General features: G+C 26.6%; 11 protein-coding genes. 1 reads left to right on the forward strand and 10 read right to left on the reverse strand.

Annotation, left to right across the window (positions count from 1 at the left end; translation table 11 throughout):
• Window positions 1–153: 153 nt before the first annotated feature.
• The 8 genes from ACQPUY_RS09440 to ACQPUY_RS09475 all read right to left on the reverse strand — a co-directional run bounded on the left by ACQPUY_RS09440 (window position 154) and on the right by ACQPUY_RS09475 (window position 9,154).
• Entirely contained in the window at window positions 154–2,013 is a 1,860-nt protein-coding gene (locus ACQPUY_RS09440) for an alkaline phosphatase (protein ID WP_430840920.1), read from the reverse strand.
• Window positions 2,013–3,788, reverse strand: coding sequence for an alkaline phosphatase (locus ACQPUY_RS09445; protein ID WP_430840922.1), 1,776 nt, complete (start codon window positions 3,786–3,788; stop codon window positions 2,013–2,015). Before ACQPUY_RS09445 ends, ACQPUY_RS09440 begins: the two co-directional genes overlap by 1 nt.
• A 231-nt stretch (window positions 3,789–4,019) precedes the next feature.
• Window positions 4,020–5,222, reverse strand: coding sequence for a serine hydrolase domain-containing protein (locus tag ACQPUY_RS09450; RefSeq protein WP_430840924.1), 1,203 nt, complete (start codon window positions 5,220–5,222; stop codon window positions 4,020–4,022).
• A 72-nt stretch (window positions 5,223–5,294) separates the two neighbouring features.
• Entirely contained in the window at window positions 5,295–6,395 is a 1,101-nt protein-coding gene (locus tag ACQPUY_RS09455; RefSeq protein ID WP_430840926.1) for a peptidase S41, read from the reverse strand.
• 113 nt (window positions 6,396–6,508) lie between these two features.
• Complete coding sequence (locus tag ACQPUY_RS09460; protein WP_430840928.1) at window positions 6,509–6,808, reverse strand: nucleotidyltransferase domain-containing protein; 300 nt, start codon at window positions 6,806–6,808, stop codon at window positions 6,509–6,511.
• A gap of 1 nt (window position 6,809) precedes the next feature.
• Window positions 6,810–7,247 (reverse strand): HI0074 family nucleotidyltransferase substrate-binding subunit, encoded by a 438-nt coding sequence (locus tag ACQPUY_RS09465; RefSeq protein WP_430840930.1) that lies wholly within the window; start codon window positions 7,245–7,247, stop codon window positions 6,810–6,812.
• 53 nt (window positions 7,248–7,300) lie between these two features.
• A complete protein-coding gene (locus ACQPUY_RS09470) occupies window positions 7,301–7,444 on the reverse strand; it encodes a BrxA family protein (RefSeq protein WP_430840932.1) in 144 nt (47 codons plus the stop codon).
• A gap of 567 nt (window positions 7,445–8,011) precedes the next feature.
• Window positions 8,012–9,154, reverse strand: a complete 1,143-nt coding sequence (locus ACQPUY_RS09475; protein WP_430840934.1) for a pyridoxal-phosphate-dependent aminotransferase family protein — start codon at window positions 9,152–9,154, stop codon at window positions 8,012–8,014.
• Between the two features lie 278 nt (window positions 9,155–9,432).
• Between ACQPUY_RS09475 and ACQPUY_RS09480 the strand changes: the two genes are divergently transcribed.
• Window positions 9,433–10,056 carry a phage antirepressor gene (locus ACQPUY_RS09480; RefSeq protein ID WP_430840936.1) on the forward strand — a complete coding sequence of 208 codons (624 nt, stop codon included), beginning with the start codon at window positions 9,433–9,435 and terminating at the stop codon, window positions 10,054–10,056.
• 171 nt (window positions 10,057–10,227) lie between these two features.
• Here the strand turns inward: ACQPUY_RS09480 and ACQPUY_RS09485 are convergent, their stop codons facing one another.
• Together ACQPUY_RS09485 and ACQPUY_RS09490 are read right to left on the reverse strand one after the other, a co-directional pair.
• Window positions 10,228–10,944 (reverse strand): DUF434 domain-containing protein, encoded by a 717-nt coding sequence (locus ACQPUY_RS09485; RefSeq protein WP_430840937.1) that lies wholly within the window; start codon window positions 10,942–10,944, stop codon window positions 10,228–10,230.
• Between the two features lie 808 nt (window positions 10,945–11,752).
• Window positions 11,753–12,949 carry an HNH endonuclease domain-containing protein gene (locus tag ACQPUY_RS09490; protein WP_430840939.1) on the reverse strand — a complete coding sequence of 399 codons (1,197 nt, stop codon included), beginning with the start codon at window positions 12,947–12,949 and terminating at the stop codon, window positions 11,753–11,755.
• Between the last annotated feature and the right edge of the window lie 60 nt (window positions 12,950–13,009).

Here is a 13,009-nt window from a genome sequence, read left to right on the forward strand (position 1 = left end):
TATGTTAATATATTCTAATTTATGTTAAATTTAGAGTTAATATTGTTAAGTATACGTTAAACTAATATAATTACTTTTTCTACATTATTTAACTATAAAAATAGTGGTAAACTTTACGTCATAAATAAAGTTTGCCACTATTTCTTTAATTACCTACTGTTTATTTTTATTCTTTTTTAAAGTATAGACCCCTGCTGCTACAGAGCCTATTCCTAATAATACTACAAATCCACTTCCTACAACTGCTCCAGTATAAGGCAATTTAGAAGTTGATGGCTTCTTTATAGAAGTTGGTATTTTATTTGATCCAGAATTATCATCTAATCCATTGTTAGCATTATTGTTATCATCATCTACAGTTCCATTAGAAACATCTTTATTTAGTATATCTATTACTTCCTTTACATTGCCATATGCAACATCTCCTATTAATATAGATACTGATGTTAATTCATTATCCTCTATTTTTTTATTATCTACATATACTTCTACTATATTGCTATTAGCAATTACTTTTAAAGTTTTACTTCCTTTTTTAATTAAGAAATATGGGTTTTCTAAATCATCTGTATTAACTGTAAATTCTGCATTTTCTGCTTCTAATTTAGTTTTCATTTCTTCATATAAAGTTTCACTTGCTAAATCTAAATTTAACTTTAAATTACTTGCAATATATTTTGGTAGTTCTGTATTATCAACTGTACCTCTTAGTTTTTCAACACCAGCTGGAGCATAAACTCCTAAATAAACATCTCCACCTGTATGTCCACCAGTACTATATCCAAGCTTAGCTCTAATCTTCATAACTTCGTTTATTTGCCCATTTTTTGCATATTCAAGCTCTTCATCAGTAATATCTGTATATCCATAATACTCTTTTATTAATGCTTTAATTTCTTCATCATTTTTATCTTTTATTAAAGATGTAAATTTTTCTGCACTTAATTTAAAATCTTTAATTTGCATTATAGATTCTTCAAATGTTAAATCATCATATCCACTAGTTGTACTTTCATTACCTATAGTAAACCCACTATTAGCATGGTCTGTTGTAACTACAACAATAGTATCCTGATTTTCCTTCGCATAATTTAATGCAATTTCAACTGCATCATCAAAAGCTAAAATATCTCCAATAGCTCCTGATGGATCATTTGCATGAGCAGCCCAATCAATTTTACTTCCTTCTACCATTAAAAAGAATCCATCTTCATCTTTTTCTAGAACCTCAATAGCTTTTTCAGTCATCTCTGCTAAACTTGGCTCTTCTTCATTATTTAAGGTAGTTCTATCAAATTCATAAGCTAAATCTCTTTTAGCAAATAATCCCCAAAGCTTATCCGAACTACTTTCTTTCATTTCTGATTTATTCGTTACATAATCATAACCTAAAGCTTTAATATCTTCTGTTAAATCTTTACCATCACTTCTTTTTCCACCACCAGTAGACTCAAAAAATTCACTTCCTCCGCCTAGTACAACTTCCATATCTTTATATAGTTGTTGCTTCATAATGGAATTATAATCTTGTCTACTTTCAGCATGGGATGAAAAAGCAGCTGGTGTGGCATGAGTTATTTCACTAGTTGCAATTATTCCTGTAGCTAATCCATTTAATTCTGCTGCTTCTAATATTGTTGCTTTTGGCTTTCCTTCAGTATTTAATCCTATAACTCCTGGATTAGTCTTATAAGAAGATGATAATGCTGTTCCTGCTGGTGCTGAATCTGTAATTGGACCATTTGCCCAAGAAGTTTTAACAAATCCACTTCTAATATCATCCATAGCTAATTTATCATTACCTAAAGTTCCATCTTGAATATCATTATAATACTTTGCTGCCGTAAGTATTCCATCACTCATTCCATCTGCAATTAAATAAATAACATTTTTTACTGTTCTCTCTTCTGCTTTAGTAGAAATAGGAGTACTTAATCCAAATATAAATGTGCATCCTAATAATAAAGCTCCTAATTTATAAATCAATTTATTTCTAGTTTTCTTTGAAATCATTAGTTTAACCCTCCTACTTCTACAGAATTATTTTCTCCTTCAACAACATCTGGTTTTTCTTTCTTTATAGTGTCATTTTCTATTACATTTTCATTTTTAACTTCTTCATTTATGGAAGTAACATGTTCTTCTAAATTAGAAACAATATCAATTAATTCTTGAGGAATAAAATACTTGCCATTTATATATGGAATTGCAGTTTTTAACTCCTTCTCTTCTCCATTAATTCTGTAATTATTAGTGTATAAATCTACTTCAATTATATTACCTAATCTTTCTATAGTAAGTTTTGGTGAATGCATACTAGTTTTATCTATAGAAGTTGTTATTCCTTCTATTTCATTTAATTTACTTTCACCATCTTGATAAATTTCTTTTGTGTAAGAACTTAATAATTCTTCCCCAAATAAAACTCTTTGCATATACTTATTTACTTCAGTATTATCAACTACACCTTCTAATAATTCTACATTTGATGGTGAATATACTCCAAGATATATTTGTTCTCCAGTATGTCCACCAGTTGTATATCCTATTCCAACTCTTCTTGCTATTACTTCTCTTATTCCTACTTGTCTTCCTTCTCCTATCTCACCTTTTACTATAGATAACTCTTCATCTGTTAAATCTATTCCATAGTATTGCTTAGCTAAGGCTATTATTTCTTCATCACTTTTACCAGATACTATTGTATTAAATCTTTCTTCAGTAATTTTTGCATTCTTTAATATATAAGTAGTATTTTCATATGTTGCCTTATCATATGATTCAATATTTTCATTATAATAGTTACTTCCAATAGATATACCACTATTCCCATGGTCTGTTGTTACAACTACTACTGTATTTCCATCAGCTTTTGCAAATTCAACAGCTACTTTAACAGCTTCATCAAAAGCTAAAATATCAGATACTATCCCTACTGTATTATTAGCATGAGCTGCCCAGTCAATTTTACTACCCTCTACCATTAAAAAGAATCCATCTTCATCCTTATTTAAAACTTCAATTGCTTTTTCAGTCATTTCTCCTAATGAAGGTTGAACATTATCATTATCACTTTGTCTATCAAAATCATATTTTAAATCTGCATCAGCAAAGCTACCCCATAATTTATCTCCACCATAACTTTCTAACTCATCTTTTGTGGTAATAAAATCGAAACCCTCTTCTTGAATATTATTTATTTGATCTTCATAATAAGTATTAAATTCATCTTCTGAAACTTCCGATGTAAAGCCACTTGGTTTATTGAATCCTCCACCTAATACAACTTCCATATCTTGATTTATTTGTTGCTGTAAGATTTGATTATAATACTTTCTGTTATTAGTATGAGCTGTAAAGTCTGCTGGTGTTGCATGAGTTATTTCACTAGTAGCTATTATCCCTGTAGCTTTTCCAACACTTTCTGCACCTTCTAGAATACTTGCCATTGGAGTATCATTAACTGATGTTCCTATATATTTATTATTAGTCTTTTCTCCAGATGCATATACAGTTCCTCCTGGTGCAGAATCAGTTATTGGTCCATTTGCCCAACTTGTAATTACACTTCCTACAGAAATTTCATCCATAGATAAATTCTCACCTTTTACTTGCCTAGCTAATGTAACGCCTTCTGTGCTCATCCCATCAGCTATCAACATAATTACATTTTTAGCTTTACCTTTTTCATTTGCATAAACTATGTTACTTTTCGAAGAATTTATATTAGTAATAATACCTGTCATTACTAATAAGGCTGCAATTATACCCTTTATTCTTTTACTCATTATTTTATCCTCCCCTTATATCTTTTACATATTACATAATTACTATAAATGAATTTCTTTAAGAGGATATTAAAACTTGGTAATTATTGTTAATTACAAGTTATCATTTTGTTAAATAAGCCTATATTTCATATTTAGTTAATAAAAATTAACCCCTCAACAACACATTTATGCATTGTTGAAGGGTATATATTCCTTAAAGTAATTCTATAAGTTTACTTAAAAAAGTGTTTATTCAGACTCATCTAAATATTCTCTTATTAAATTTGTATGATATTTTGCATCTAAATCATCTGTTTCTGGATTTATATTTTCTAATACTATTATAATACGGTCTTTTGTTATATCATATTCTGTATTTGAAGTAAAACCATCTATATAACCACTATGACTGATAATATTATCTTTTATAAAAAGACCATACCCATAGTCATCAACAGGGGTTGTCATTTTCTCATAGGATTCTCTTGTTATAATATCACCTTTATATAATGCCCTACTCCAATTAAACATATCAAAAATATTAGAATAAATTGCACCAGCAGCATAAGTAAATTGAGGATTAGCTACTATTTCTCCTGATTCATCGCTTCCATGGCCCTTAGCATCAGAATCCAATGGTATTATACTGCTGCTATCCATTCCAGATGGTTTAAATATATATTCATTTAAGTAATTTCCAAAAGACATACCAGTTACTTCTTCAATTATTAATCCAAGCAAATAATAATTTGTATTACAATAATCGTATTCTTCATTTGGTTCAAATATTAGCTCTGTTAGATACAAGTTTTTTAATATCATTTCTGATGACCATCTATAATCTTCAACATATTTATCATAATAAACATTACTTTCATACTCTTTAAGAAGATTTATAGTGGCTTTATCTTTCATAAATAAATCTAATTCATTAAGATAATCAGGAATACCAGATCTCATTTGCAATAAATTCTTTATTGTAATCTTATTACCATACTTATAATCCGGAAAATACTTGTCTATAGTTTCATCAAGACTAATTTTATTTTGTTCAACTAATTGCATTATAGCTGTTGCAGTAAACTGTTTTGTATTTGATGCAATTGCAAAACGTGTTGTCAATTTATTTTTTCTTTTATCTTCTGTATCAGCATATCCATATGCTTTTGCAAAAACAATTTCATCTCCATCTGCTACTAATACCACCCCTTGAAATTTCCTATTAGATGATTCCTCATCTAATAACTTTTCTAATCCCTCATATCCTGACTCCACAATTTTTTCAACATTTTTATCAATTTCAATCTTCTCATCAATTTCTACTTTTTCATTCGGTTTGTCATTTAAAATTGTATCACTGCTAATATCTACATTTTTTCTATTACATGATGTTAAAGTTACCATGCAGCTAAACATAATTAATATTCCTAATAATAAATGTCTTTTTTTCATAATTCCCCCACTACATTTCTTCTTAAAATAAACTATACAAGATTGTTTACTCAGTCCTATATAGCTTATGTTCTAAATATTTTTTATATAATCTTCAATTGTTTCTAAAGCAATTTCATCTGGATATAGAGCATCAATTAAGTCATCTTCAATAAGCTTAAAATATTTCGTAGAATATGTTACTACTAGCTTGCTATTTGGAAGTGTAATTCTTAAAATCTCTCCATAACAATTAGGCACCCCTCCACTTGGTTCTCCAACAATTTTTGCATTAGTATTATTTTTAAAATTATAAGCATTTAAAAGAGCAGAAGAAAAGGTTTCTCTTCCTATTATAACCTTTAAAATTTCCTTATTATTTATATCTTTATTTTCCTTTATATAATCAATAAAAGGCTGAAATAAAGTTGAATCTCCTCCTAAGTTATTTCTTAAATCAACAGTCACTTTTTTTATATTATTATCCTTAATAAATAATATTATCTTTTCTATTTTATTATGTATACTGTCACTTTCATTTTCTCTACAGCTATTATATTTTATATAAAGTTCTTCATTATCTAAATAGGTAAACCAAAGATTTTCAGATGAGTTCTTAGCATATAGTGGTAGTTTATCATTTGTATAAATTAAATTTTCAATAGAAACAGGTAAAATTTCATGTTCACCATTATCCAAGGTTATTTTTATTTTATTCATATCATCAACTATTAAAAGTCCATATAAAACTTCAACTATCTGAAGGTATTTCATACTTTGAGCCTTAAAAAAATAATTATTTTCAAAAGAAATAATATTATAAAGTTCCTCTAAAACATTCTCTATTTGCATATCCTCAATGGCTATAACTTTTTTAAAAAGTAGATTTTCATAATCTTTTGTAGAATTTATTATATATACTCCATCATTAAAGTAATAAAACTTAAGTGGAATAAACCTTCTAGCTGGGAAAATAAGACTTGTATGTGCATCCCTAATAGAAGCAATAATTCTTGATATTTCTACCTTCATTTCTTCATAATCTAACTTATCTATTATTTTCTTTAATTCTTCTATTTTTTTATTAAACTCATCTTCTTTTGTATAAGCAAATAAATTAATATGATTTTTTATAAGTTCCTCTTTTAAATAATCAATATCCTCTACCCACTTTTTCTTCCATTCACTTTTCATGTTTTCTTCCTTTCACTATAAAAATAGTGATAAACTTTATGTATTAAATAAAGCTTACCACTAGAATCTTCTTGACCAAACTGTAAAAGATTTAATTTTATTCTTATTAATTTTTAGCCATTATCTAAATTATTATAAATTTCTATTCCATATTTTTCTATTTGTAATTTTATTTCTTCATTCATACTATCTAAAAATACTATATCTAAAGAATATACTCCTACAAGTTCATCTAATTCATCTGCTATAGCACCTTTATATTTTTTATCACATAATATACCTAAATCTATATCAGAATTATAACTATAGTTTCCCTTTGCTCTTGATCCAAATAAAACTACTCTTTCTATATATTTATTATTATTAAAATATGAAATTAAGTTTTCATATGTCCTCTCTTCTATTCCATACATATTATAACTTCTCCGTTGATACCTTATTTAAAAGCTCTTCTATAGCATCTATATATTTATCTATAATCTTATTTTTTATTTCTTCGTAATCTTCTTCATTATATATATGAGCTGTTGAATTTCTTGCAAGTAGTATATCATTCCATACAATCATATCTTTTATCAACCCCTCTTTGAAAGCATGTTTATAACATCCTCTAGGATTATTTATCTCAAGTCCATCAGATTTAAAGATCTTAGATAACAATTTCCATGTTAAATCTTCTAAGGTTTCATACTTTTTTATTATAGAGTCTCTATATACTTCTAGAGTTATTTCATCTGCATTTTCTAACCTTTTATAGTTTTCTTTTATATTTTTTAAATGCATAAGCATTCTATATGTGTAATTATAAGTGAGTTTAATTGATTCATCATATTTATCTAAAATACCACTCATTTAATCACTCCTTATTTTAAATTTTAATTTATAATTATGTCTTTTCTAATTCCTCAGTTAATTTCCATATCACTATTTAGATTAACTACAATAACACTTTCAAAAGGAATTCTTATGTAAACTTGTTTTAACTTTTTAAAAGTGTATTCTGGCCATGATGCAATTTCCTTATTTCTGGCTTCACTTTCTAATTGCAAAATTTTTCTCCTAAAGATAGCTTTTTTATTTTATTAATATCTATCCCTTTATTTATAAAGCTTTCAGCATTTTAGTTTCTTTATATAAATATAGTCTTGATTTAATCGTAGACTTATATTCCATTAAAATCACCACCTACATGGTCCAGTTTTCTATAAGAATTATAACATACTTTAATTATATCATTAATATATTATATTCAAATATTTTCCGTACCTCTTCATATTAGCCATATTATGTGCGAATACTTGCTCCTCATGTAATACCATCTGTACTCATCCTATCAGCTATCAGCATAATTACATTTTAGCTTTATCCTTTTCATTTTCATAAACTATGTTACTTTTTGAAGAATTTATATTAGTATTAACACCTATCATAACTAATAAGGCTACAATTATACCCTTTATTCTTTTACATATTACATAATTACGATAAAGGAAGTTCTTTAAGTTAGTATTAAAAAAGCGTTTGTTTTTATTAAGTACAAGTTAAACATTCTTTAACCAACATTAAAAAGGGGTGTCTCACAACCCCTTTTAACTAAAAAATTTAGAATATAAAATTTAAAAATAATATAAATTAAATAAACTTACTAAATCCTTAGCAGTTTTAAACCCTAAATCTTTTAAAGCTTTATCTACTACATTTAATACATAAACTACTTTATCTTCTCTTGCATTTTCACCCATATGGCCTATTCTTAAAATTTGATTATCATAAGGTTTTAAAGATGTTAATATTAAAGCATTATATTTTCTTAACATATAATCTCTAAGCTTTAATGCTCCTATATCTTCTGGAATCTTTACTGAAGTAACAGTATTTGAATAGCCATTTTCTAAAAATAATTCTAATCCATATTCTTTAAGAGCTTTTCTTGTAGCTACTGCTATTTTTTTATGTCTATTAAGTACATTGTCAATTCCCTCTTCTAAAATATTGCTAATTGCTTTATTTAATCCCATAATATTATTTATTGGCATTGTATATGGAAACCACTTATCTTTATAATAGTTTTCCCAAATAGTTAAATTACAATAAAATCCTACAATTGAAGTTTTTCTATTTTTCATTGCTAATCTAGCTTTTTCACTAATACTAACTATAGTTAAGCCCGGTGCTGCTGATAAAGCTTTTTGAGAAGCTCCTAAAGCTATATCAATTCTCCAATCATCTACTCTTATTTCCTCTCCACCAATTGCTGAAATAGAATCAACAACAGTCAAAATTCCATATTCGTTTAATATTTGACATATCTTAGATATGTCATTTAAAACTCCTGTTGGAGTATCACAATGAACTACTGTTGCATACTTAAAATTACTATCCTTATCTAAAAATTTAATCAATTTATTCTTATCTATAGCTTTACTATAAGACTCTGATAAATATACTCCTTCTCCACCATACATTTCAACAAAGTCCTTAAATCCTCTTCCATAAATCCCATTATCTAATATAAGAACTCTATCTCCTGGTTCAGTCAAAGATGCACAAGCTGCTTCTAAACCTAAAATTCCCTCACCACCTAATATGTAAGTTGGATTTTTAGTATTTATTATTTTAGCAATACTATCACAAGTTTCTTTATAAAACTCTACAAATTCCTTGTCACTATCTGGATTAGTAGTTTCCTTAGACATTTCAAATCTAACATTTTCTCTTATATTTGTAGGTCCCGGTGAATAAACAAATTTATTATTCATAAACAATCCCTCTTCCCATTTTTTTCTATAAATAAAATATCATAAAACTCTCAATAAGTAAATTGTATCGGTACGAAATTAAAGCTCTTTTTTGTTATATTACGATTCTACAGTTATACTTTTTCAATAATACCTAACAAAAGATATTATTTTAAAGTTAAAATTTTTTTATAAAATTTTAAAAACCATCTTTTATCTACGTATATATAAATTGAAGAGATACTTAATACGATTTATGTACTCAAAATATTTATATATAATAATGCGGAGGTTTAAAAATGGAAAACTTATTAATTTTTAAAAATGAAACTTTTGGAGAAATAAAAATACTAGTTCTAAATGGAGTTGAATTTTTTCAAGGAAAGCCCTGTGCTTTAATTCTAGGATATTCAGATCCAGTTAAAGCAATTAAGAATCATACTAATAAATATTTTAAACACAAAATTCCAACTTCAGGAGAAATTCAAGAATCCTTATTTATATCACAAATTGACTTATATAAACTAATCGTTAATTCAAAGTTACCATATGCTGATAAATTTGAAAAATGGATATTTGATGAGATAATACCTTCAATAAGAGCTAATAATAAAGCTAAAATTATAGAAGAGGAAATTAATACTACTACTTTACTTATTCCCATAACCATTATAGCCAAAGATTATGGAATGTCAGGGTTAAAGATGAATAAACTACTCAATGCCTTAAAAGTACAATATAGGTTAGGCAATAAATGGGTACTATATCAAGATTATGCCAAAGAAGGATATACTCATTCTAAGACTATTAATACTGCTAATGGTAAACCTGTAGTTGTAACTTATTGGACAGAAAAAGGACGAGACTTTATATATAAACTTCTAAAAGAAAAACTAGATATTATTCCTATTATAGAAAAATAAAAAAGTATTAAAATATCATATCCAGGTTCCGTCGCTTCGCTCCAAGTCACCTTGCTATGATATTTTAATACTTCAAAACTGAAGGATGGAAATTATAAAAAGTTATTCAAAAGGCAACATTTTATAATTTCCCAAAAAATAACATTTAAGTTCAATCTGATATAGCTATAATTATTTTAATTTACTAAAATCTATATAATGATCACTTAATATTTTCTCTTCTATAATATATTTATTTAAATTAATCCAGTTAATACAATTATCAAGAATTATTGCATCACTAGATACTACATTATCCTTAAATTTCAAAACACTATCTACATTATCTATATTCACTACTTCTATTTCAAGTTCTGTGTCTTCTAGTATCTCTAGAATCTTCATCTTTAATCTACCAGAGTTAGAAACGGGTTTATCTAAATAAAATATTGTTTTTTCTATTTTATGTTCTAATAAAAAATCACCTATTAACTTAATTGCAATTTCTGTTTTATCTATTACTGAATAAGTACCTCTAAGACCAGCTAAATCTCTTATAGTTTCATCCATAGATTTAATAATTAATGAGTTAGACAAAGCAACTTCTAAGGTTATTATAGTATTAAAACCATCTATATGAACTACTTCAACACCTGAAACATTAGTAATTTCTTTATTATTTCTTATTACAACATCATCAAATTTAGAAATTCCTCTTACTAAAGCAAGTCTTTGCCTTTCAGATAATAGATAATGATTACCTATAAAGGTGGAAGCTCCTTTAATTTTATATCCCCTATTTAAAAGATATAATAAGTCTTCTCCTGCACTATAGATTCTAATTAAATTATCGCTTTTAAACTCTTTTTCGTCTGTAGGCACATATCCTCGTCTAGTTATTTTTGTCATAACAAACCCTTCATTTTTATGTAGTATATTTTTAGCTATTTATTTGCAGTAACCATCTCTGATAGTATGAATACATGTAATATCTCCTACCGATTTTTTCATTAATAGAAGTAGTTGTAAAATCTCTTTTTAAGGGCACATTAAAATTTTCTGTACTAAGTATATTATGTATCCTAGTAGAACCATATATACCTTTATTAGCTTCATATATCCTTATTTAAATCCTATATAGCTTGATATTTTTATAATTTATATTTTAATGATTTATATTTTAAATTAGCATTTATAGATTATTATAGTAAGTTATAGTTAAATGACCGATCCCAAACAGTACAGATAGAATAATCAATAAAATATTTAAAGATATTATTCCACTAAATATAAATATTAATGTTGGAATAATTGCTAGTGCCACAACCTTACAAAATGTAGCTTTTTGAAAGTATAAAACCCAAATTAAACAATAAACTAGAACTAGTCCCCCTATTAGAATCATATAAATAATTTTAGCATTAGAAAACCAATAGCCATACTTTAAAAATGATATATTAAAAACATGGAACCAAAGAGACCAATTTGTTCTATGATCTCAATAAACTTATTATGATATTTACTTTTTAAGTTCTTTTCTTTTATTGCAAATATTATGTTTGGAACCATTATTATTACCATGATTGTTAATCCGTAGGTGTTAAGCCATTGCATATATATTCCCCTAACTCATGTTATATAGTATAAGCTCATTATACTATATAATTAATAACACTTAATCTTCTAGAATAAATTTCCCTAAATTATCTTATGTAATTTACTCTTTAATAGAATCAATTACTGAAAAGCCTTGATTTACTGCTATTTGATATATTGGCGCAATGCTTGTCCTTAACTTTTCGTTAAAGCCTTCTCTACCTTTATATTTATAGAAATCTAGAGGATTTTCTAATCTAAGTAAATCTACATATGATTCTAAATCCTTCTTCCTCTTCTTATCACATATAAAAGAAAAAGCTTCAAATTGAGTATTGCAATAATCATCTATGTAATTTTCATATCTTAATAATCTATCATTTTTAATACTATTTATATTTTTAAAGGTAGGAACTAAGTTCCACATTTCATCATGCAGAACAAAGCTCCATGGTATAAAATGATCTATACTTAATGTTCCAAGTTCTCTATAGTTTGCAGCTGAAAAATAATTCCCTGTATAAATATCTTTTACATGTCTATTATTAATAATATCAGTCCAGAGTTTAGTTGCATGACTTAAATCCCTTGACTTTGGTGGATCTAACTTAAATATAATCGATGGAACGTTAGGATTTCTCTTTTGTAAAAAGCAAGATAATTTATAATATATCCATGATTTAATTATTCGGTAATTAGCTGTCATATACCTTGCCCACTCATCATCAATAACTACTTTATTTTCCTTATCAATAATAATTTTATATAAAACATTGGGTTCACTTAGAGATAATTCAATTATTCTTTTAACTCTTCTTGAGCTTTTTAGCCCTTTTATCTTATCATCAAAAAATGGAGATAAGAGCATATAAGGAACTTTATAGCTTAATTCTTTCATTTGCTTATTTAGAATTTTATCATTGCTATTATAAATAAAATCTAATAACTCATTACTATTAATACTAGAATGTTTATTATATACACTTGATATATATTCAACTACTTTTGATAAATTATCAAACTGCCCAAAATATAATTTATACTGCATTATAGGATACCACGATCCCACTATCATTCTTGATATTAACTTCTTAAAGGTTATTTCCTTATTACCTAAATTTACTTCTTCTAATATCCCTAATAACCAATACATTTTATAACTAGCAACTACCCTACTATCTTCTAATAATCTTGAAAATATTCTTGAGTCAACATAAGTTGAAGTAGGTAAATCATAAGAAACTAAATTGCCATTAGGAATTATTATATCCTTTTCTTTCAAAAAAGTATCTTCAATAATTTTATTTTTGATATCCATATATTTATCCCCATATTTTCTCTTATATTCTCATCTTATTTACTCATCACTACAAACACA

This window comes from Clostridium nigeriense, assembly GCF_050585245.1.
Lineage (GTDB): Bacteria > Bacillota > Clostridia > Clostridiales > Clostridiaceae > Clostridium > Clostridium nigeriense_A.

Excerpts from the sequence above, each read along its gene's own strand:
- ACQPUY_RS09440 (WP_430840920.1), bottom strand. The coding sequence starts at position 2,013 with ATGATTTCAAAGAAAACTAGAAATAAATTGATTTATAAATTAGGAGCT.
- ACQPUY_RS09445 (WP_430840922.1), bottom strand. The coding sequence starts at position 3,788 with ATGAGTAAAAGAATAAAGGGTATAATTGCAGCCTTATTAGTAATGACA.
- ACQPUY_RS09450 (WP_430840924.1), bottom strand. The coding sequence starts at position 5,222 with ATGAAAAAAAGACATTTATTATTAGGAATATTAATTATGTTTAGCTGC.
- ACQPUY_RS09455 (WP_430840926.1), bottom strand. The coding sequence starts at position 6,395 with ATGAAAAGTGAATGGAAGAAAAAGTGGGTAGAGGATATTGATTATTTA.
- ACQPUY_RS09460 (WP_430840928.1), bottom strand. The coding sequence starts at position 6,808 with ATGTATGGAATAGAAGAGAGGACATATGAAAACTTAATTTCATATTTT.
- ACQPUY_RS09465 (WP_430840930.1), bottom strand. The coding sequence starts at position 7,247 with ATGAGTGGTATTTTAGATAAATATGATGAATCAATTAAACTCACTTAT.
- ACQPUY_RS09475 (WP_430840934.1), bottom strand. The coding sequence starts at position 9,154 with ATGAATAATAAATTTGTTTATTCACCGGGACCTACAAATATAAGAGAA.
- ACQPUY_RS09480 (WP_430840936.1), top strand. The coding sequence starts at position 9,433 with ATGGAAAACTTATTAATTTTTAAAAATGAAACTTTTGGAGAAATAAAA.
- ACQPUY_RS09485 (WP_430840937.1), bottom strand. The coding sequence starts at position 10,944 with ATGACAAAAATAACTAGACGAGGATATGTGCCTACAGACGAAAAAGAG.
- ACQPUY_RS09490 (WP_430840939.1), bottom strand. The coding sequence starts at position 12,949 with ATGGATATCAAAAATAAAATTATTGAAGATACTTTTTTGAAAGAAAAG.